The organism is Megasphaera sp. DISK 18 (assembly GCF_001682955.1).
In the GTDB taxonomy this organism is placed as follows: domain Bacteria; phylum Bacillota; class Negativicutes; order Veillonellales; family Megasphaeraceae; genus Megasphaera; species Megasphaera massiliensis.
Genome location: NZ_LUGJ01000035.1, coordinates 1 through 21,472, shown reverse-complemented (window position 1 = coordinate 21,472; position 21,472 = coordinate 1). Strand labels below are relative to the sequence as shown.

The window sequence follows — 21,472 nt, the reverse complement described above, 5'->3', positions numbered from 1 at the left end:
CCTATATAAGTATACAGGAGGAGAGCTCATGGCAGATGATAGAATCATTGTGGCTTTGGATGTCCATTCACTGGAAGACCTGAAGAAGCTCGTAGAAACACTGGGCGACCGTGTTTCTTTTTATAAAGTCGGCATGGAACTGTTTTACAGCGCCGGACCCGATGCGGTGCGGTACTTAAAGGATCAGGGAAAACACGTTTTCCTCGATTTGAAAGTACACGACATTCCCAATACTGTCGGTCAGAGTATTCGTGCCTTGACCCGCCTTGGCGCCGATTTCATGACCCTTCACGGGACCGGAGGCCGGGCTATGATGGAAGCGGCAGCCGAAGCCGTCCATGATGAAGCGGAAAAATTAGGCATCGAACGGCCGCGTTTGTTGGCAGTTACGGTATTGACCAGCATCGATGAAGACGCTTGGAAAGAAATCGGCGGTCGAGACTGCATTGCTGATTCGGTAAAGAATTTAGCGAAAATTGCCAAAGAAGCCGGTATCGATGGTACCGTATCGTCGCCGTATGAAGCCAAGGAAATCCGTTCGATGAACGGGCCGGACTTCCTCATCGTCACGCCGGGCATTCGGCCGACTTTTGCCGTTGCCAATGACCAGAAGCGCTTCACGACGCCGTCTCAGGCACTGTGCGACGGGGCTTCCCATTTAGTTATCGGCAGGCCGATTACCAAAGCGGACGATCCGAAAGAGGCAGCCGCAAAGATTTTAGCAGAAATTCAGGGGGTATAATTCATTATGTTGACAGAAGAAGAAGTAAGACAGTTATTAGTCGAAACCAAGGCCGTATTGGAAGGTCATTTTCTCTTGACATCGGGACTGCACAGCCCGCTGTATGTCGAAAAATTCAATGTCCTTCAGCATCCGGAATATACGGAAAAGCTTTGTAAGGAACTGGCTGAACGCTTTAAGGATCAGAATGTACAGACCGTTATGGGACCCATGACCGGCGGCATCCTCTTGGCTCATGAAGTCGGCAAAGCTCTCGGAACGCGGGCTATCTTTACCGAACGGGAAAAGGGCGTCATGACCTTGCGCCGCGGTTTCCATATCGAACCGGGTGAACGGGTCCTTATCGTCGAAGATATCGTAACCACCGGCGGATCGGTTCAGGAAGTCGTCGATGTCGTTAAAAAAGCCGGCGGCGTCATCGTCGGTGTCGGCCTCCTCGTCGACCGCAGCGGCGGCAAGGCTGAATTCGGCGTGCCGAAAGACAAGGTTCAGGCCCTGCTTCACTTGACGGTTCCGACGTACAAGCCGGAAGAATGCCCTCTGTGCAAACAGAGTATCCCCATGACAGAACGGGGAAGCCATCATTTAAAATAATCTGGGTCAGGAGTTGTTTTATCCATGGAAATGTTATCGGCCATCGCCCCGTTTTTTGTGGCCGGTTTGATGGGGACCATCTTTGCCCGCTTTACGGGAATGAATATGAGCATGTGTGTCCTCCTCCTGTTTTTGTATATGGGAGCCAAACCGGTCGAAGCTATCTCGGCTATGTTGATGTTTAACGTCTTTACGTATTTTACCGTCTATTCGCAGCTCCACGTCATGCGGATCAAAAGCTTTGCCTTTTTCCCCGGCGTGCGGCTGGCCATTCCCATCTTGATTACCGTCGGAGTGGCAGCACTGAATCCCTTTGTCGGTATCGCCTTCTTTATCCTCGTGTTCCTGCTGGAAATCTTTGCGAAGATTTACCGGGAAATGAATCCCAAGTCACGGCCTTCGAAGTGGCAAATCGTCCAGATGGTCATTCCCGCCGGTGTCTTAGTGACGATAGGCGCGGCTGCAGTTCAGTTCATTCCGGAAAATTATTACTATATTGTCGGCGGCGTTGCCATTTTGCTGTATGCTGCCATCATGTGGCGCATGGGCGATCGGCGCAAGGGCACGGCTTGGTGGGACAAATGGCTCTACCTGTCGGCTTTGCTTACCGGCCTCAGCGGCATCGATGGGACGGATTGGCTTACGGCTATGCGCCGCAATCCTGAATCGGTCCTGTCTAAATGCTTCCCCATCGTCATCAATGGGGCCATGTTGATTGCCCTGGTGGCCTCTTACGCCATGTACCGTTATTTTTCAATCGGCGCCTTATTTGCCACCATCGGTACGGCTGTCGGTATTCGCCTGTTCGGTCTATATGAACATTCCGGTAAGGGCAGCTTCTCGTACCTCACCCTGGGAGTCGCCGTCTTGACAGCCTTAGTATTCATGATCGTCCAGCCTGTACCCCACGGATTCCCCATCTTGCCTATGGCTGATGAAACAGGTTTCTTTAGCTTTTAAATGAGTGAGAATGCATCGTCTTGATGGGGTTCTCCTTGCATTAGGTATGAGCCATCCGTAAATATCATAATAATGTGCCATCCCCTTACGTTAGATTTAAGGATATAACGTAAGGGGATATTTTTTAGAAAAGTGTAGTTAGAAGCTAGAGAGCCGTTGTCATAAATATTTACAAGGGAGACAGGATATGGGACCTTAGCGAACGAATATAATAAAGATAGAGAGCATAAGGCGATTTTGTGAATACGGCAGTAATCGTGGCGGCCAAGGGGGCGTTCGGTTCTGTCGAATCGAAACCGGGGAAGATCATCTTTTACAAGTGAGTGTGGAGATGAACTTTTGCTTACCGTATGTTACTTGGAAAATATATAATACTTTGCAAGGTCTGAGGAGGTACGATTGATGTTCGATAAATCTGAGTTAGCGGACGTTCTGGTTCGATACAAGAAAGATTTCTTGCCTAAGCGCTGGGAAAGGGAAAAATACAAATGGGAAGCGGTTAAATGCTTTCAAGACAACTGGGATACAGAGGCGGCTGATTTTGCCGCCATGCTGGAAAAATCCCTGGCCGAGACCGATAATCTGCTTACTTCTAGGAATAACTTTCCCAAAGGTATGATTACCGGATTTGCCAAGAATGCTCCCGAGGAAGTCCGTGCCATGTATAGGGACCTCTTTGATGAGCGTAAGGAAGTCTATGATCGCATTGCTGCCTTTAAGAAACAGTCTTCTGTTCTGCGCGATACATACGGCAACGGAGCTAAACAGCACTATCAAAATGAAAATGCCATAACAACCTATCTTTGGCTGCGGTATCCGGATACATACTATATTTATAAGCTCAGCGAGGTAAAAAAAGTAGCTGATGTCTTAAACAGTGATTATCGGTTTAAGAAGGGAGCCTATAGGGATAACCTTCAACATTTTTATAAATTCTATGATGAAATCTGTGCGGAACTGAAGCAAGATACGGAGCTGGTGGAGCTCTTTCGAAATCATCTTACCGATGACTGCTATCCGGATCCGGAGTTGAAAACACTGACCTTCGATGTCGGCTTCTATATCAGTCGGGACTATTCCAAAGACGATAGGAATGAACATGATGGATGGTGGCCGAAAGCCTCGGAGTATGATCCGGGATTGACGGAAGAGGAATGGGTGATGCTCTTGCAGGATACGGAGGTCTTTAACGAAAGTTGCCTCCAAATTATGAAACGGCTCAAAGATTCTGGCGGAGAAGCTACCTGCACCGAGCTTTCTAGTAAATACGGAGAATCAAAGAATTTCTATAATACGAATTCATCTGCCTTGGCAAGGCGAGTCGCGGAAAAGACCGGTTGTCCCCTGCCGCCGGATCGCAATTCCAGAGACTCCAAATGGTGGCCTGTTCTGTATGTCGGAAAATACGCATCCAAGAAGGATGGAGGCGGTTTTATATGGAAACTTCGTTCGCCACTTTCTAAGGCACTTGATCACATTGATTTGAGCGGCGTCGATCTCTCCGCAGCGTCTGATGATGAAAAGGCTGAACCTTCCTACTGGTGGATGAATGCCAATCCAAAAATCTGGAGTTTTTCTGACCTCTCAGTCGGCGAAGTGGAGGCCTATACACTATATAACGAAAACGGACATAAGCGAAGAATATTCCAGAATTTTATCGATGTCAAGGCCGGTGATCTCGTCATCGGATACGAAGCGAATCCGGTAAAGCAGATTGTTGCCCTTGTCCGGGTTAAGGCAGAAAATGATGGAAAGAAGATATTTTTTGAAAAGACCGAAGGCTTGTCATCTCCTATCGATTACCAGATACTCAAGGCCAGTCCGGAACTAAAGGAGATGGAATTTTTCCGGAATTCGAATGGCAGCTTTTTTAGGTTAACCAAGGATGAGTATGACTTCATCATGGATATGATTCGCGATGAGAATCCGCTGCATCCGGACGTGGCACCGAGTCGTTATACAAAGGATGATTTTCTGTCGGAAGTCTATTTGACCGAGGAGGACTATGATCGTCTGACAGAAGTGCTGCTTAATAAGAAAAACGTCATCCTGCAGGGAGCGCCCGGCGTCGGAAAGACATTCTGTGCCAAGAGGTTGGCGTATTCTCTGATGGGGGAAAAGAACGAAAGTCAAATTGAATTCATTCAGTTCCATCAGAGTTATTCCTATGAAGATTTCATGATGGGATACAAGCCGAATGAATCGGGCGGTTTTACGTTGAAAACCGGTGTATTTTACCGGTTCTGTCAGAAGGCTGCCAATCAACGGGATAAAAAATTCTTCTTTATCATTGATGAGATCAACCGCGGCAATCTGAGTCAAATTTTTGGGGAGCTGTTGATGCTGATTGAAAAAGACTACCGTGGTAAGACGGCGACCTTGGCCTACAATGGCATGCCCTTTTCCGTTCCGGAGAACCTTTATATCATCGGCATGATGAATACGGCTGACCGAAGCCTGGCCATGATTGATTATGCCTTGCGGCGGCGGTTCAGCTTCTTCGAACTCGAACCGGGCTTTGAGTCCAAGGGGTTCAGCGACTATAAAGCTGCGATGGATAACGAAACCTTTGATGAACTCATTTCCAAGGTCATCGAACTCAATGAATCGATCCGGCGAGATAAGTCCCTCGGGAAGGGATTCTGTATCGGACACAGCTATTTTTGCGGCAAGACGAAAGATACTTGTACCGATAGCTGGATGCAGGCTGTTGTAGATTATGACATTCTGCCTATGATTTCGGAATACTGGTTTGACGAGGACAGCAAGATACAGCACTGGGATAATATCCTCCATGGAGTATTCCAATGACCAGGGATAGAAGCATATTCATAAAAAACATCTATTATATGTTGTCCTACGCCTTTACCATACTAAAACAATCTACCTACGAGACTATCGAGAAAGAGCCTTTTGATAATATCCATAACCTCTTTGCGGCGATTCTTGCCAAAGGAATCGGACGGCAGCTCAAGCAAGGCCTTTATCGAGAGTATACCCATCGCGTGAAAAATCGGCACGTCGTTCGTGGGAAAATTAATATGCCCGGGACGATGAGGAACCGCTTGCAGCACCGCCTGGTTGTTACCTGTGACTATGGAGAACTTTCCGAGGACAATCGGCTCAATCAGATTCTAAAATCGACGGTCATCCTGCTGTTGAAACAGAAGGATGTGCAGGACAAGTACAAGGCAGAACTCAAGAAGGAAATGCTGTTTTTTTCAAATGTAGCCGAGATTGATCTAAAACAGGTCCGCTTTTCGGACATTCGCTTTCAGCGCAACAACCGCACATATCAGATGCTGCTTGCCATTTCCCAACTTCTGACAGAAGGTTCACTTCTGACAACAGAACCGGGCGAGTACCGTCTGATGGGATTTTTGGATGGGCAGCGGATGAGCCGATTGTATGAAAAATTCATTCTCGAATATTATGCACAGGAATTTGGACAGCGGATAAAAGGGTTCTCGGCCCGGGCGTCGCAGATACCTTGGCAGCTCGACGACGGCTTTGATGCCCGGCTTCCGATCATGCAGACAGATATTACGTTGACGTACGGAGGTCAGACCCTCATTATCGATGCCAAATATTACGAGCGGATATGGCAGTCACGTTTTGATGTAGAGACCCTTCATTCTGGGAATCTGTATCAGATTTTTACGTATGTGAAGAATAAAGAGGCCGCAGTTGCCGGAATGGGGCATCGGGTTTCCGGAATGCTGCTCTATGCAAAGACCGAGGAAGATATTGTGCCGGACAATGTCTATCACATGAGCGGCAATCAGATTTCTGTACAGACACTGGATTTGAATCAGGAATTTCCGAAGATTGCAGAACAACTGGACCGTATTGTAAGAGACCATTTCGGGATATGGTAAATTCCTTTGCAATTTATGGGACTGGATCAGTCCGAAAGAAGGAAAATATACTTCTTTGTCGAAATATATAAGCATATGTCATTATCTATCGCTTATTTTTAGATGGGAGGGGGAATCCCTTATGAAAAAGTGTCTGATGGCGGCCCTGTTTATGGCGGCCTTGGCAGTGAGTCCGGTTTTTGCTTTTAATGAAGGTCCGGTCATGGGCCCTTATGTATCGGCACCGGGATTGACGGCAATCCAGCAGTGTAAGCTTACCGTTGCCGGAAAGGTCATGGATCCCGCCGACGGAGCCGTCCTGCAAAAAGGCGATGTGGTCATGATTCCGCTGCGTAAGGTTGCCGAACAGTTAGGTTATACGGTAAATTGGGATCCGACCGACCAGAGTGTCCGCGTCGAAATGAACATTGCCTATATCATCATCAAGCCCGGAGAAGACTGGTACGAACGCATCGGGACGATTAAGAAGATTAATTTGAACCGCATCTTCCAGTACGGCACGGGACCGGTCAATGTCAACGGCACGATGTACGTACCGGCACAGCTTTTTGAAGCCCTTTATAATAATGTGTCTATTTCTCCGCAGGACGTAACGATTACGCCGGCCGACCAGGTTTAAAAAACATTCGGTTCCACGGAAGACCCTGAAAAAATTCTTGACTTTATAGGCCATGGCCGATAAAATAGATAGAGAATATACGACAGTCCTGTGAGGCTGTGTGATTCTTATACTTCTAGCTTGTACCTTTAATATAGTCCGGAGAGGCTACAAAGGGACATATTTTGCCATGCTTAGAATATGACCTTTGCCCTGCGGCAGAGGTCTTTTTTTTTCAAGGAGGATTCGATGGTTAATATACAGGGCAAGAGCCTGTTGGGACTCCAGGGAGTGCCGAGGGAAGAAATTGAATTGATCTTGCGGGTTGCAAAGAAAATGAAGGCCGTCGTCAAGAGTGACAATAAGAAATTGTCCTTGCTCAAAGGCAAGTCGGTGGTCAACATGTTTTGGGAACCGAGTACCCGTACCCGCGGTTCTTTTGAAATGGCTGCCAAGTATCTCGGAGCCGACGTCATCAATTTTACGCCCCGAGGAAGTTCCATTCAAAAAGGGGAAAGCTTCCGCGACACCCTCTTAACGGTGACAGCCATGGGGGTCGATGCCATCGTCATGCGTCAGAAGCAGGAAGGATCGCCGAGCTTTGCTCAGCGCTGTGTCGATCCGATCATCATCAACGCCGGTGACGGTGCTCACGAACATCCGACGCAGGGACTCCTCGACATGTTCACCATTCAGGAAGTAAAAGGCCGCATCGAAGGGTTGAAGGTCGTCATCGTCGGCGACATCGACCACGGCCGCGTAGCACGGTCCAACATTTACGGCCTCAAGACGATGGGGGCAGACGTACACCTCGTCGGTCCGCGGACGCTGCTCCAGCCGGAATTGGAAGCCATGGGCGTCACCGTTCATTACGACTTGAAGGAAGCCCTAAAGGATGCGGACGTCATCAACGTCCTGCGTATCCAGAAGGAACGCCAGGGTATCGGATTCTTCCCCAGCGCCGGTGAATATAACTCGCTGTTTGGTATCAAGAAAGACCGCCTCAAATGGGCGAAAGACGACGTTCTCGTCCTTCATCCGGGCCCGATGAACCGGGGCATCGAAATTGATTCCGACGTTTGCTACAGCGAACATTCTTCGATTCAGGAACAGGTCATGAACGGCGTATCGGTCCGTATGGCCGTATTATATCTGACAATTATGGGAGGCGATGACGTTGACATTACTCGTTAAAGGCGGCAGAGTGATCAATCCGGCCATGCAGCAGGACGAAATTTGTGATATCCTCATTGAAAATGGAAAAATTAAAGAAGTTGGAGCTAATTTAGCAGCGGACAGCGCTGAAGAAGTTTTCGATGCTTCGGGTCTCGTCGTAGCACCGGGCTTCATCGATATGCACGTCCATCTCCGTCAACCGGGCCAGTCGGGCAAGGAAACGATTGAAACGGGGACTAAGGCAGCGGCTGCCGGCGGCATTACCCGCGTTGCCACTATGCCTAACACGAAACCGGTCATCGACTCGGCTATTGTCGTCGACGGCTTGAAGTATAAGATTGAACATGAAGCTAAGGTTAAGGTAGAAATCATCGGTGCTATTTCCAAAGGCCAACAGGGCCAGGAACTCTCAGCTATGGGCGCTATGGCCAAAGAAGGGGTCGTCGCCTTTTCCGATGACGGTCACTACGTAGAAAATTCCGACTTCATGCGTAAAGCCATGGAATATGCCAGCATGTTCCATAAGATCATCATCGACCACTGCGAAGATGACAACCTCATCGAAGGCGGCAATATGCACGAAGGCGTCGTATCTAACGAACTGGGCATGAAGGGCCGTCCGGCCGTTGCCGAAGATATCGCCGTTGCCCGCGATATCTTCCTGGCTGAAGCGACGGGGACGCCGGTCCACATCGCCCACATCAGCACCAAGAACGCCGTCGACCTCGTTCGGCAGGCTAAAAAGCGCGGCGTCAAGGTTACGGCTGAAGTCACGCCGCAGCACCTCATCTTTACCGATGAAGCCCTGCGGACCTTTGAAACACGCTACAAAATGAATCCTCCCATTCGCTCGGACATCCACCGCGATGCCTGCGTCGAAGGCTTGGTAGACGGTACCATCGATGCTGTCGTTACCGACCATGCTCCTCATGAATGGGAAGAAAAAGACCAAGAATTCAATTTGGCGCCCAGCGGCTTTGTCGGCCTTGAAACGAGTGTCGGCGCCATGCTGACGCATTTGTATCATACGGGTATCATCGATCTCATGAGTCTGGTCAATGTCATGTCGACGGCCCAGGCTAAAATCCTCGGCCTCGATGCCGGCGTCATTGCACCGGGGAAGGATGCTGATTTAACGATCCTTGATCTCGATAAAGAATGGACAGTCGATTCCTCGAAATTCTATTCCAAGGGAAAGTCGACTCCTTTTGATGAAATGATCTTCAAAGGGAAGGCGGCAGCTGCCATCGTCAATGGTAAATTTGTGATGAAAAACGGGGAGGTTTTATAATGAAAGGTGTCCTCATATTAGAGAACGGACAGAAATTTTACGGCAATATGCTGATGGATGAACCGGCTGTCGGCGAAGTCGTCTTCAATACCGGCATGACAGGCTATCAGGAAACCTTTACGGACCCGTCCTATGCCGGACAGATCATTACCCTGACCTATCCGATTATCGGCAATTACGGCTTGTTCCACGAAATCGAACAGGCCGATCGTCCTTATGCTGCCGGCTTCATCGTCAGTGAACTTTGTGAAGAACCGAGCAACTGGCAGAACGAAGGCCAGCTGTCTACCTTTATTATGACACACCACATCCCCTGCCTTTACGGCGTCGATACGCGTGCCATTACCCGGGCTATCCGCAGCCAGGGCGTCATGAAGGGCGTCATCGTACCGGAAACGATGGAAGAAAGCGCCATTAAAGAACTCTTTGATACGCCCCTTGAAACGCAGTTCGTAAAAAAAGTCTCAACGCGGGACATCAAGCATATGGGCGATGGCCGCTACCACGTAGCTGTCATGGACTATGGCGCTAAGGGCAATATCCTGCGTGAACTGGTCCATAACGACTGCCGCCTGACCATCTTCCCGGCCACGACCAAGGCCGAAGACGTATTGGCTGTCAATCCTGACGGTATCTTCCTCAGCAACGGCCCTGGCGACCCGAAGGATATTCCCGATATCATCGATACGGTTAAACAGCTCATGGGCAAGAAACCGATTTTCGGCATCTGCCTGGGTCTGCAGCTCATCGGTTTGGCCCTCGGCGGCAAGAGCCGCAAATTGACTTTCGGTCATCGCGGTTCCAACCATCCGGTCAAGGATATCCGCACGGGCCGGGTCTATATCACGTCTCAGAACCACGGCTATATTATCGACGAAGAATCTCTTCCGAAAGATAAGGTCGTCATTACTCACCGCAACCTCCATGACAACACCCTTGAAGGTTTTGAAGTCCCGTCCCAGAACATCATGTGCGTCCAGTACCATCCGGAAGCCTCGCCGGGACCGACGGACAATCTGTATCTGTTTACCCAATTCGTCAAGATGATGGAGGAAAAATAACATGGTAGAAGGATTGAAGAAAGTACTCGTTATCGGTTCCGGCCCTATTATCATCGGGCAGGCCGCCGAATTTGACTATGCCGGTACCCAGGCCTGCCGTGCCTTGAAAGAAGAAGGGTTGGAAGTCGTCCTCATCAACAGCAACCCGGCGACGATCATGACTGACGAAGACATTGCCGACCGCGTCTATGTCGAACCGATTTCCCTCGACTACGTTACGGAAGTCATTGAAAAAGAACGGCCCGACGGCCTTTTGGCTACCCTCGGCGGTCAGGTCGGCCTCAATATGGCCGTTCAGTTGGCCAATGCCGGCGTCCTTGAAAAATATAACGTCCAGCTTCTCGGTACGCGCCTGTCGGCTATCGAAGAAGCGGAAGACCGTGAATTATTTAAAAAGGCCATGAACGATATCAACCAGCCGGTCCCGGAAAGTGATATCTTCGAAGACGTTCCGTCGGCCATTGAATTTGCCGATAAAATCGGCTACCCGATCATTGTCCGCCCGGCCTTTACCCTCGGCGGTACCGGCGGCGGCATCGCCCACGACGAAGACGAACTGTTCATGATTGCTACCCGCGGCATCAAACTCAGCCCGATCAATCAGATCCTCGTCGAACGCTCCGTTGCCGGCTGGAAAGAAATCGAATATGAAGTCATGCGCGATAAGGCCGATAACTGCATCATCGTCTGCAACATGGAAAATGTCGACCCCGTCGGAATCCATACGGGCGACTCTATCGTCGTCGCTCCGAGCCAGACCTTGAACGATTTGCAGTATCAGATGCTGCGCACGGCATCCCTTGATATCATCCGCCGCTTGAAAATCGAAGGCGGCTGCAACGTCCAGTATGCCCTCGACCCGAACAGCAATCAGTACTACGTCATCGAAGTCAATCCTCGTGTCAGCCGTTCGTCGGCCCTGGCTTCGAAAGCGACGGGCTATCCCATCGCCAAAGTTGCCGCTAAAGTCGCAACGGGTCTAACCCTGGATCAGATTACTAACGCCGTTACGGGTAAGACGACGGCCTGCTTCGAACCGACTCTCGACTACTGCGTCGTCAAGTTCCCGCGCTGGCCCTTTGAAAAATTCGCCTTGGCCGATAAATCCTTAGGCACCCAGATGAAGGCAACAGGGGAAGTCATGTCCCTTGACCGCTGCTTTGAAGGGGCTCTTCTCAAAGCCGTTCGTTCCTTGGAAATCGGGGTCAACTACATTTCCATGAAGAAGCTGGAAAGCAAGTCCCTCATCGACATCGTCGAACTTTTGCAGAAACAGGATGATGAACGGCTGTTCGTCGTCGCTCAGGCCCTGCGCCTCGGTATCAGTGAAGAAAAGATCCACTACATCACCGGTTACGACCTGTGGTTCCTCCATAAAATCAAAAACATCATCGACGTCGAATTCGACCTGCAGCGCAACAACCTGACCATCGACAACGTTCGTTTGGCCAAACGCTACAGCATGCCCGACGCCGTCATCGCCGGATTTACGAAAAAGACGGAAGAAGAAGTCCGTCAGTTCCGCGCCGACCACGGCATTACGCCGACGTTTAAGATGGTCGATACCTGCGCGGCTGAATTTGAAGCGGCTACGCCGTACTACTATTCCTGCTACGCTACGGAAGATGAAGTCAAGCCCCTCGGCAAGAAGAGCGTCATCGTCCTCGGTTCGGGCCCGATCCGCATCGGCCAGGGGATTGAATTCGACTATTGCTCGGTCCACTCCGCCTGGGCCCTGCGCAAGGCCGGTATGAACAGCATCATCATCAACAACAACCCGGAAACGGTCAGCACCGACTTCGATACGTCGGACAGCCTGTACTTTGAACCGCTCATGGTCGAAGACGTCATGGCTGTCGTCGAAAAAGAAAAGCCCGTCGGTGTCATCTGCCAGTTCGGCGGCCAGACGGCCATCAACTTGGCGGCGCCCCTGGCTAAGCGCGGCGTCACCGTCCTCGGCACCTCTGTCGACGGCATGGACCGGGCAGAAGACCGGGAACGCTTCGACGAAGTCCTGGCTAAACTGAACATTCCTCGTCCGGACGGCCGCATTGCGACCAGCGATAAAGAAGCCATGAAGGTCGCTTCGGAATTGGAATTCCCTCTCATCGTCCGCCCGTCATACGTCCTCGGCGGCCGGGCTATGGAAATCGTCTATAATGAAAAGGAATTGGAACGCTATCTCCGTGAAGCCGTCATCGCTTCGCCGGACCATCCGATTCTCATCGACGAATACATGGTAGGCCGTGAAGTCGAAGTCGACGCTGTCGCCGACGGAACCGACGTCTACATTCCGGGCATCATGGAACAGGTAGAACGAGCCGGCGTCCATTCCGGTGACTCCATTGCCGTATACCCGCCGCAGCACCTCGACGACGATATGATCGCCCAGATCGTCGACTATACGACCCGCATTTCTCTGGAACTCCAGGTCAAAGGCTCGGTCAACATCCAGTTCGTCGTATCGCGGGGCAAATTGTACATCATCGAAGTCAATCCCCGTTCGAGCCGTACCGTTCCTTTCCTCAGTAAGGTAACGCACTTCCCAATCGTTGAAATCGCAACCCGCATCGCCCTCGGCGAAACCTTGAAGGATATGGGCATCCACAGTGGCCTCATGCCGGCGAAGAATCACGTTGCTGCCAAGGCTCCGGTATTCTCCTTCAGCAAGATCGGCCTGGCTGAAATCGCCCTCGGACCTGAAATGAAATCGACAGGCGAAGTCATGGGCATCGGCCACTCCTATTCGGAAGCCTTGTATAAGGCCGTCAACGGCGCCAAGATGAAGATTCCTGCCGGCGGCACGATTTTGGTTACCGTCGCCGACCGCGATAAAGCCGAAGCCCTGCATCTGGCAGAAGGCTTTAAAGAACTCGGCTATCACATCATTGCCACCGAAGGTACCGGATCCTACTTCAACGATCACGGCATGCCCGTCGATATCGTCCGCAAGATCCATGAAGGCGGTCAGAATATCGCTACCATGATCCGCAACGGTAAAATCGATTTGGTCCTCAATACCCTGACCTACGGCAAGCATCCCGAACGTGACGGCTTTAACCTCCGCCGCATGGCTGTTGAATTGGCCGTTCCCTGCCTGACCTCGTTGGATACGGCTCGCGAAGTCCTGCGCGTCTTTGCCAATAAAGGCAAGAACGACGGCTATCATCACGTTGCAGCCCTTCAGGACTACGATATGGAATAAACCTTTCACAGGTACAGTCTGATGATACAGAAGTCTCTCATGAATATGGGAGACTTCTTTTTTTGCCGGCAGCTTTGATATGGGTAAGGCGCTGCCGGAGACGGTTTTATCCGCATGAATTATGCTATAATAAACGTAATGACAGAAAGGATGATGATCATGAACGTAAAACACAGCTTATTGACAGCGGCCTTGGGTGCCGCCTTGACCTTTGGCAGCGTCTTCGGTGCCCAGGCCTTCTTCAACAGCCCCTTAGCGGCCAACAGTAATTACCGGCCCATTAACTTCGGCATGGGCTATGAAATGTACGTCGATCTCAGTTCCCTTGAAACGATTAAAGACAATGGACAAGGCTGGATTTTCAAGGTTAACCTCTTCCGCTCGCCGGAAGATTCGGGACGCATCGAAGGAACCTATCCCTTGACGTATAAAATCTTCCGCGGACAGGCCTGGATCTACAATGACTCGACGAATACCTGGTTGGAAATTCCTATGCGGAAGAAACAGCTGAAGCATAAGGACATTGCCGACTTCGTGACGGTCAACCTCTGCTACCGCCAGAAGACGGGCCAGTATTTAAACGATGACTATGGCTATGCTCAGGGAATGGAACGCTACTACAAGGGGGAGTAGTGCGGGATGCGGCCGTTCACATTCCGGCACCGCTAAAAGCCGGTGACTGGATCGGCGTCGCGGCACCGGCCACACATGGAGAGGGGCAGGATATTTCAAGGGCGGTGGCTCGCCTGACACAGGCCGGATACCGGGTAAAGATGATGCCGACGGTGTCCGGCTCCTACGGTTTCTTTTCCGGAACCGATGAAGCGAGAGCTCGAGATATAAACGCTTTATTCTATGACGATGACGTAAAGGCCATCGTCTGCCTTAACGGCGGCTACGGCTCGGCTCGTATCCTCGATAAGCTCGATTACGACTATATGGCGTCCCATCCGAAATGGGTCGTCGGATTCAGTGATATTACGGCCCTTCAGATAGCCTTATGGGAAAAGAGCCGCCTTATCACGGCTAACGGTCCTTTGATGGTTACCTTAGGCGGTTCGAATGATTATACAGCGGATCAATTCTTTGACGGATTAAAACGAGAATCATGGCGCGGAGTCTTGGCACTGCCGCCCGGACGAAAACTTACGACCATCACTGAGGGAACGGCCAAAGGCCCTATTGTAGGGGGGAATTTGACGATTCTTGCATCCCTCGTCGGTACACCCTATGCCCTCGACGGCACGGGGTGTATTTTGGTGCTCGAAGATACGGGCGAAAGCTCATACCGCATCGACCGGATGATGAATCAGCTCTGGCAGAGCGGTCTCTTGTCCCGTGTGTCGGCCATTGTATATGGTGATTTTACGGCATCCTCCCACGATGACGGTGACTTTACGACCGATGAAGTGCTGGATTATTATGCTCATCTGGCCCGGGTGCCGGCTGTCAAGGGACTGCCTGTCGGCCATACTGCCGATAAGGCCTTTATCCCTTATGGCCTTACTGTCTATCTTGAGGCCAATGGGACGAAAGCCTCCTTATCCTTTCAAGAATGACGTATCGTGATGAAAAGTTATAATAATAATTATGTAAAAACAATGCATATTTTATTGACAAAACATTTTAATTCAACTATAATGAATTAAAATTCAATAAAACATGAAGGTATAAGCTATTTTGAAGTATAGATTGTTTTTTTCTGGGAGTGATGCATTGTGAAGACGAAAGTATTTATAGATGGGCATGAAGGGACGACAGGTCTTCGGATTCATGAACGCCTCAGCCAGCGTCAGGATATCGAATTGATTCCCATTGCTGACGAAAAAAGAAAAGATCCCGATGCCATCCGTGCCTGCATGAAAGCCGCCGACATCGCCTTCCTCTGCCTTCCCGATGATGCGGCTGCCGAAGCCGTCAAACTGGCAGAAGGCTGTAAGGTTCGCCTCATCGATACGTCGACCGGGCGGCGGGTCGCCCCGGGGGGGACCTACGGTTTTCCGGAACTCTCTAAGGAACAGGCCAAAGCCATTGCTGCAAGCGATTTCGTCGGCAATCCCGGCTGCCACGCCAGTGGCGCCATCTCTATTTTACAGCCCTTGACGGCGGCAGGTTTGGTACCGGCCGATTATCCGGTGACGGCCTTTTCTCTGACCGGCTACAGCGGCGGCGGCAAGAAGATGATTGGCCAATACGAAAGGGATAAGAGCACCGATCTCTTGGCACCGCGGCAGTACGGCCTTAGTCAGCAGCACAAACATTTGAAGGAAATCGTTTCCATCTGCCACTTGGCACAGGAACCGGTCTTTACGCCCATCGTCGACGACTATTACAGCGGCATGGAAGTGATGATTCCTTTCTTCAGCCAGCTCTTGACGAAGAAGGTCACAGCCAAAGATGTATGGGATATTTTAGCTGAGCATTATGACGGCTGCCCCTTCATTCATGTCCTCGACTTTGGGACCGACAAGGGTGGCTTTATCAGTGCCAATGACATGAGCGGCTACGATGACATGGAAATCGTCGTAACTGGCAACGACCAGCGCATCATGGTCACTTCTTTATTCGATAACCTGGGCAAAGGCGCTTCCGGTGCTGCCATTCAGAATATGAACCTCATGATGGGCATCGACGAGGCCACAGGATTACAGTTAAAACATTAGAAAGGTGGAATCAGTATGAGTCAGGTTTATGATAACTTTGGCGTACCGCAAGGATTTCAGGCTGCCGGTACGTACAGTGGATTATGCAGCAGCCGTGTAAAATTGGACGTCGCCATGATCGTAAGCCGACGAGACTGCTCCATCGTGACCGATACAGCGCAGGGGATGACGGCTCGTTCCGGAAAAATCCTGGTCCTGCACAATGGGACGGCCCTTCCTGAAGGAATGCGCGGTCTTGAGATTTCAAAAGAAGTCTGTCAAGCTGTCAGTACCTGTGTTGGTGAAGCTCCGGATTCGGTAGCCCTCGTCGCCAATGGAGTCAAGGGGCAGTATTTTCGCCCGTCCCTCTTGATTCACAGCTTGAACAATTTGACGGCTGGCCTCGATACAGATACTCAGCCCTTAGAAGCCGTCCTCGATAACTGTGGTGATGTGTCGTCTCAGACCGTGTCTCTTGGGGGAGACTGCGGTTCTTTACAGGGCATCGCTGCCGACGGGACGGATGACAGCGCCGGCTTATGCGTCATCATGACCGACGCGTCAGTTGACGGGACTATGATTGAAAAGGCCTTGATTCAGGTCAAGGCCGATATGGATACGGAACATTTCACCTTCATCGTCATGGCCAATGGGGGAGCCGGCGCACAGCCGGTAGGCCATGATGCTTTGGCAGGGGGAATCGAAGCGTTACTGGTAAAATTAGGCTTTCAACATGCTTTGAAAGCGTGCAGTTAAATAGGGGGAAGACAATAGATGTTTAAAAGAAGTGATCTCGTATCGGAAGATGTAAAAGCTGTGACCAATGCTCAAAAGGCACAGATTTTGATGAATGCCCTGCCATATATTAAAAAGTACAGCGGTAAAACAGTCGTCGTCAAGTACGGCGGCAATGCCATGATCAATGAAGATTTGAAACGGTCGGTCATGGGCGATATCGTTTTGTTGAATCTCATCGGCGTCAAAGTGGTTCTCGTCCACGGCGGCGGCCCGCATATTAAGTCGGCCTTGGATCAACTCGGCATTGAATCGAAGTTCATCAACGGTCTTCGGGTGACCGACGAAGCGACCATGAAGGTTGTCCAAATGGTCCTGGCCGGCCAGGTCAATAAGGATTTAGTCAATCTCATCGGATCTATCGGCGGCAAGGCTATCGGCCTCTGCGGCATCGATGACCAGATGATCAAGGTCCGCAAACAGAGCGATGAATTGGGCTATGTCGGGCGGATTACCAACGTCGACGTATCCATCATTCAAGACAACCTCGACAAGGGATACATTCCTGTCATCTCGACGATTGGGACGGATACGGACGGGCAGGCTTACAACATCAATGCTGATACGGCTGCTGCCCAGATTGCCGGGGCCCTCAATGCCGAATGTATGCTGTCCATGACCAATATCGACGGCGTCCTCAAAGACCCGTCTGATCCCGATTCACTGTTGACGGAAATCACCCTCGAACAGTCGCGGCAGTTAGAACAGGACGGCATCATCGCCGGCGGTATGATTCCCAAAGTTCAGTGCTGCACCGACGCTATCAAAGCCGGCGTCAAGCGAGTGTTCATCATCAACGGCACCGTGCCGCATGCCATCCTCATTGAAATGCTGACCGAAGAAGGTTTGGGGACGATGTTCGTCGGCCACTATTCCTTAGGAAAGTAAGGCTGTTGGGGAGAAAGGTTGTCAACCCGGATTCGGGTAAAAAGGAGATAAAAACAATGGCAGAAGATTATAAAGCTCTTGATAAAGAATATATTGTAAATGTCTACAATCGGATCGGTGCCGTCCTCGATCATGGCAAAGGGGCCACCTTATATGATGTAGACGGAAAAAAGTACATTGACCTCAGTGCCGGCATTGCCGTCAATATTTTTGGTGTCTGTGACGATGAATGGATTCAGGCCGTCGAAACACAGCTCCATAAATTGAGTCACATTTCAAACGTCTTCTATACGGAACCGCAGACCATCCTGGCGGAAAAACTCTGCCAAAAGACGGGCATGAAGAAGGTATTCTTCTCAAACTCCGGTGCTGAAGCTAATGAATGTGCCATCAAGACGGCTCGGAAATATTCTCATGACAAATACGGTGACGGCCGCCATACGATCATCACCTTGAAAAACAGCTTCCACGGCCGTACCTTAGCGACATTGACGGCCTGCGGCCAGGAATCACTGCATCAGGATTTCGGTCCCTTCGTCGACGGTTTCGTCTATGCCGAAGCCGACAATTTTGACGATGTCAAACACTTATGCGAAACGAATAAGGTCTGCGCCATCATGATGGAAATGGTTCAGGGTGAAGGCGGCGTCCATCCTCTCGATAAGGACTTTGTCAAAGAGGTCGCAGCTTACGCCAAGGCTCATGACATCTTGATCGTCGTCGATGAAGTCCAGACCGGCAACGGCCGTACGGGCTATCTCTATGCCTATATGGGCTACGGCATTGAACCGGATATCGTCTCGACGGCTAAGGCCATCGGCGGCGGCCTGCCCTTGGGGGTCACCCTCTTTGCCGCTTCGACAGAGAAAACCTTGACCGACCATACCCATGGCTCGACCTTTGGCGGCAACCCAATCTGCACGGCCGGCGCTATTTCCATCATCGACCGCCTGACGCCGGAATTGATGGAAGAAGTACAGAAAAAAGGTCAGTATATCAAAGAAGAACTGGAACCGTGCCAACACGTCGACCACGTCTCCGGTATGGGCCTCATGATCGGCATTGCCCTTAAGGATAAAGACCTGAGTGACGTCGTCGAAGGCTGCGTCGAAAAAGGCGTCCTGGTCCTTACGGCCAATGGGCTGGTCCGCCTCCTGCCGCCCCTCAACATCTCTTGGGATGACTTGAAAGAAGCCGTTGATATCGTGAAAAAAGTTATCGATCAATAAGTACCATTCATCGTTTTTGTGAAGCAGTCTCTGACGGGGCTGCTTTTTTGCTGAATATTGGGAAGGCTCGTTGCTGTATAGGGCCGCCGTCTTGCTATTGATCGGTGAATTTCGTACAATATGGCTATACCGGTAATGTGGTAGTTTTTGAAGCCCATAAGGAAGGCCATATATGAAACATTTAAAGATAGCTTACAGTTTTGACGTACAATATTATTTTGTCGACAGCGACCGGGACATCGTGCCCATCGAAGAGACGGACTTCACCGATGTTGCCGTAGCCGTCCTGTCGGACCAGGATTTTGATTATATCGATGCCATTGAGGAGACCGGTTTCGGCATCCCTATCATGGTCATCATGCCCGGCGGCGAGAAGCTGCCCGAATCGTATATCGATAAGGTCGACGTCGTCTTTACGGAAGAAATGGTCAATAAGAGCCGCTGCATTGCCGCTGCCGAACGGCTGGCCGGCCGTTATGAACAGACGGTGCTGCCGCCGTTCTTTGCCGACCTCGTCGACTATGTCAGTGAAAAGAATACGCCCTTTGACTGCCCGGGTCACCAAGACGGCTTATTTTTCAAAAAGCATCCTGCCGGACGATATCTCTATGATTTTTACGGCCCCCATATTTTCCAGTCCGATATTTGTAATGCTGACGTTACCTTAGGCGACCTTCTCATCCATGAAGGGCCGGCCCTGGAAGCCCAGGATTTTGCGGCCGAAGTCTTCCATGCCGATAAGACCTATTTCGTCCTAAACGGTTCGTCATCGGCCAATAAGGTCGTGGCCAACGCCTTATTGGCACCGGGGGACTTAGTCCTTTACGATCGAAATAACCACAAGTCCGTTGCCATCGGGGCCCTCATTCAGGCCGGTGCCGAGCCGGTCTATTTGGAGACGGCCAGAAACCCTTATGGCTTCATCGGCGGCATCGACGACCACTGCTTTGATGAAGGATATCTGCGCCAGCTGGCAGCTGAACGGAATCCTGAAAAGGCAAAATCCGAACGGCCCTTCCGCTTGGCCGTCATCCAACTCGATACCTATGACGGCACGCTGTACAACGCCCGGTACGTCGTCGACCGCATCGGCCACCTCTGCGACTACATCCTCTTTGATTCGGCTTGGGCCGGCTATGAACAGTTTATTCCTATGCTCAAGGACTGCTCGCCCCTCCTCCTCGACTTGCATGACGACGATCCGGGCATCCTCGTCGTCCAGTCGGTACATAAACAGCAGGCCGGCTTTTCTCAGGCTTCGCAGATCCATAAGAAGGATAACCACATCCACAACCAGGCTCGGTACTGTAACCATAAGGTCTTTAACAATTCCTTTATGGCCAATGCCTCGACGAGTCCTTTTTATCCCATGTTTGCTACCATTGCCGTCAACGCCAAAATCCATGCCGGTGCCGCCGGCCGAAAGATGTGGCTGGACTGCGTGAAACTGGGCATCGATGCCCGAAAAGATATCCTGCGCCGCTGCCATTATATCCGGCCCTTCGTCGCACCTGCCGTTCATGGCAAACCTTGGCAGGAGGGGGATACGGATGAGATGGCCCATGATTTGGCTTACTTTACCTTCGAGCCCGACGCCAAATGGCATGCCTTTGAAGGTTATGGAGAAGGTCAGTATCGTGTCGATCCCTGCAAGCTCTTACTTACGACACCCGGGATCGATGCTGAATCGGGAGAATATGAAGATTTCGGAATCCATGCCAATATTCTGGCGACGTACCTTCGGGGAAATGGCGTCATCCCGGAAAAGTGCGACTTGAACTCGATCTTGTTCCTTTTGACACCGGCCGAAAATAAGAACAAGATGCGCCTCCTCGTATCCCAATTGGTCCGCTTTGAACGCTTCGTCGATCACGACGTCCCCATGCAGGAAGTCCTCCTCGGCGTCTACAATTCCCATCCCGACCGCTATGCCGGCTATACGATACGACGCCTTTGCCAGGAAATGCACGATTTTTATAAATCTCATCATGTAAAAGATTTACAGAAAAAATTGTTCCGTCGGGAATACTTCCCGGAATATGTCATGAGTCCCCAAGAAGCTCATCACGCCTTCGTCCGCGGGCAGGGCGAATTGGTTTCCTTGGACAACATCGAAGGCCGCATCGCCCTTGAAGGGGCCCTTCCGTATCCGCCGGGCGTCCTCTGTGTCGTCCCGGGTGAACGCTGGTCAAAGACGGCGGTTCAGTATTTCAAGGCCCTCGAAGAAGGGTTGAACGAACTGCCCGGTTTTGCCTCGGAAATCCAGGGCGTCTATTTGGAAAAAGAAGACGACGGCCGTATCCATGCTTATGGCTACGTCCTAAAAGAATAAGCTTGTACATGAAAAAAAGGTTCTATAATAAATGTTGGGGTCTTGTGGACACTCCGGTTCACAAGACCCCTTGTTTTATAT

The 21,472-nt window shown here is 50.8% G+C and carries 17 protein-coding genes; all 17 read left to right on the top strand.

The genetic code is table 11. The features are described 5' to 3' along the window. The first annotated feature begins 28 nt into the window (after nucleotides 1-28). The 17 genes from pyrF (at nucleotide 29) to speC (ending at nucleotide 21,391) form a co-directional block, all read left to right on the top strand. Complete coding sequence (gene pyrF, locus A0U42_RS08095) at nucleotides 29-742, top strand: orotidine-5'-phosphate decarboxylase (protein ID WP_065360571.1); 714 nt, start codon at nucleotides 29-31, stop codon at nucleotides 740-742. A gap of 6 nt (nucleotides 743-748) precedes the next feature. Next, nucleotides 749-1,336, top strand: a complete 588-nt coding sequence (pyrE, locus tag A0U42_RS08090) for an orotate phosphoribosyltransferase (protein ID WP_044505144.1) — start codon at nucleotides 749-751, stop codon at nucleotides 1,334-1,336. Nucleotides 1,337-1,360: 24 nt separating this feature from the next. Further along, nucleotides 1,361-2,296: a hypothetical protein gene (locus tag A0U42_RS08085; RefSeq protein ID WP_065360570.1), complete on the top strand. Its 936-nt coding sequence runs from the start codon at nucleotides 1,361-1,363 to the stop codon at nucleotides 2,294-2,296. A gap of 402 nt (nucleotides 2,297-2,698) precedes the next feature. After that, nucleotides 2,699-5,107, top strand: a complete 2,409-nt coding sequence (locus A0U42_RS08080) for an AAA family ATPase (protein ID WP_065360569.1) — start codon at nucleotides 2,699-2,701, stop codon at nucleotides 5,105-5,107. Continuing rightward, nucleotides 5,104-6,174, top strand: a complete 1,071-nt coding sequence (gene mcrC / locus A0U42_RS08075; protein ID WP_065360568.1) for a 5-methylcytosine-specific restriction endonuclease system specificity protein McrC — start codon at nucleotides 5,104-5,106, stop codon at nucleotides 6,172-6,174. Before A0U42_RS08080 ends, mcrC begins: the two co-directional genes overlap by 4 nt. A gap of 121 nt (nucleotides 6,175-6,295) precedes the next feature. Next, nucleotides 6,296-6,793, top strand: coding sequence for a copper amine oxidase N-terminal domain-containing protein (locus tag A0U42_RS08070; RefSeq protein ID WP_065360567.1), 498 nt, complete (start codon nucleotides 6,296-6,298; stop codon nucleotides 6,791-6,793). A 228-nt stretch (nucleotides 6,794-7,021) separates the two neighbouring features. Continuing rightward, the gene (locus tag A0U42_RS08065; RefSeq protein ID WP_044505140.1) at nucleotides 7,022-7,966 is read left to right on the top strand and encodes an aspartate carbamoyltransferase catalytic subunit; all 945 of its coding nucleotides are present in this window, start codon (nucleotides 7,022-7,024) and stop codon (nucleotides 7,964-7,966) included. Further along, entirely contained in the window at nucleotides 7,950-9,239 is a 1,290-nt protein-coding gene (locus A0U42_RS08060) for a dihydroorotase (RefSeq protein ID WP_065360566.1), read from the top strand. The genes A0U42_RS08065 and A0U42_RS08060 overlap by 17 nt, the downstream gene beginning before the upstream one ends. Further along, nucleotides 9,239-10,300, top strand: a complete 1,062-nt coding sequence (locus tag A0U42_RS08055; protein ID WP_065360565.1) for a carbamoyl phosphate synthase small subunit — start codon at nucleotides 9,239-9,241, stop codon at nucleotides 10,298-10,300. Before A0U42_RS08060 ends, A0U42_RS08055 begins: the two co-directional genes overlap by 1 nt. Nucleotide 10,301: 1 nt before the next feature. Then, nucleotides 10,302-13,505: a carbamoyl-phosphate synthase large subunit gene (gene carB, locus A0U42_RS08050; RefSeq protein ID WP_065360564.1), complete on the top strand. Its 3,204-nt coding sequence runs from the start codon at nucleotides 10,302-10,304 to the stop codon at nucleotides 13,503-13,505. 159 nt (nucleotides 13,506-13,664) lie between these two features. Continuing rightward, entirely contained in the window at nucleotides 13,665-14,138 is a 474-nt protein-coding gene (locus A0U42_RS08045; RefSeq protein ID WP_255304138.1) for a hypothetical protein, read from the top strand. Further along, the gene (locus tag A0U42_RS08040) at nucleotides 14,138-15,064 is read left to right on the top strand and encodes an LD-carboxypeptidase (RefSeq protein WP_255304137.1); all 927 of its coding nucleotides are present in this window, start codon (nucleotides 14,138-14,140) and stop codon (nucleotides 15,062-15,064) included. Before A0U42_RS08045 ends, A0U42_RS08040 begins: the two co-directional genes overlap by 1 nt. Nucleotides 15,065-15,220: 156 nt before the next feature. After that, on the top strand, nucleotides 15,221-16,168 hold the full coding sequence (gene argC / locus A0U42_RS08035) for an N-acetyl-gamma-glutamyl-phosphate reductase (RefSeq protein ID WP_255304142.1): 948 nt from the start codon (nucleotides 15,221-15,223) through the stop codon (nucleotides 16,166-16,168). Nucleotides 16,169-16,183: 15 nt separating this feature from the next. Further along, the gene (locus A0U42_RS08030; RefSeq protein WP_065360562.1) at nucleotides 16,184-16,903 is read left to right on the top strand and encodes an arginine biosynthesis protein ArgJ; all 720 of its coding nucleotides are present in this window, start codon (nucleotides 16,184-16,186) and stop codon (nucleotides 16,901-16,903) included. Between the two features lie 18 nt (nucleotides 16,904-16,921). Further along, nucleotides 16,922-17,830 (top strand): acetylglutamate kinase, encoded by a 909-nt coding sequence (argB, locus tag A0U42_RS08025; protein ID WP_044505134.1) that lies wholly within the window; start codon nucleotides 16,922-16,924, stop codon nucleotides 17,828-17,830. 56 nt (nucleotides 17,831-17,886) lie between these two features. After that, nucleotides 17,887-19,059 carry an acetylornithine/succinylornithine family transaminase gene (locus A0U42_RS08020; protein ID WP_065360561.1) on the top strand — a complete coding sequence of 391 codons (1,173 nt, stop codon included), beginning with the start codon at nucleotides 17,887-17,889 and terminating at the stop codon, nucleotides 19,057-19,059. Between the two features lie 172 nt (nucleotides 19,060-19,231). Then, complete coding sequence (speC, locus tag A0U42_RS08015) at nucleotides 19,232-21,391, top strand: ornithine decarboxylase (protein WP_065360560.1); 2,160 nt, start codon at nucleotides 19,232-19,234, stop codon at nucleotides 21,389-21,391. The last annotated feature ends 81 nt before the right edge of the window (nucleotides 21,392-21,472 follow it).

Bases quoted from the DNA above. Each gene is read 5' to 3' on its own strand.
- pyrF (WP_065360571.1), top strand. From the start codon at position 29: ATGGCAGATGATAGAATCATTGTGGCTTTGGATGTCCATTCACTGGAA.
- pyrE (WP_044505144.1), top strand. From the start codon at position 749: ATGTTGACAGAAGAAGAAGTAAGACAGTTATTAGTCGAAACCAAGGCC.
- A0U42_RS08085 (WP_065360570.1), top strand. From the start codon at position 1,361: ATGGAAATGTTATCGGCCATCGCCCCGTTTTTTGTGGCCGGTTTGATG.
- A0U42_RS08080 (WP_065360569.1), top strand. From the start codon at position 2,699: ATGTTCGATAAATCTGAGTTAGCGGACGTTCTGGTTCGATACAAGAAA.
- mcrC (WP_065360568.1), top strand. From the start codon at position 5,104: ATGACCAGGGATAGAAGCATATTCATAAAAAACATCTATTATATGTTG.
- A0U42_RS08070 (WP_065360567.1), top strand. From the start codon at position 6,296: ATGAAAAAGTGTCTGATGGCGGCCCTGTTTATGGCGGCCTTGGCAGTG.
- A0U42_RS08065 (WP_044505140.1), top strand. From the start codon at position 7,022: ATGGTTAATATACAGGGCAAGAGCCTGTTGGGACTCCAGGGAGTGCCG.
- A0U42_RS08055 (WP_065360565.1), top strand. From the start codon at position 9,239: ATGAAAGGTGTCCTCATATTAGAGAACGGACAGAAATTTTACGGCAAT.
- carB (WP_065360564.1), top strand. From the start codon at position 10,302: ATGGTAGAAGGATTGAAGAAAGTACTCGTTATCGGTTCCGGCCCTATT.
- A0U42_RS08045 (WP_255304138.1), top strand. From the start codon at position 13,665: ATGAACGTAAAACACAGCTTATTGACAGCGGCCTTGGGTGCCGCCTTG.
- A0U42_RS08030 (WP_065360562.1), top strand. From the start codon at position 16,184: ATGAGTCAGGTTTATGATAACTTTGGCGTACCGCAAGGATTTCAGGCT.
- argB (WP_044505134.1), top strand. From the start codon at position 16,922: ATGTTTAAAAGAAGTGATCTCGTATCGGAAGATGTAAAAGCTGTGACC.
- A0U42_RS08020 (WP_065360561.1), top strand. From the start codon at position 17,887: ATGGCAGAAGATTATAAAGCTCTTGATAAAGAATATATTGTAAATGTC.
- speC (WP_065360560.1), top strand. From the start codon at position 19,232: ATGAAACATTTAAAGATAGCTTACAGTTTTGACGTACAATATTATTTT.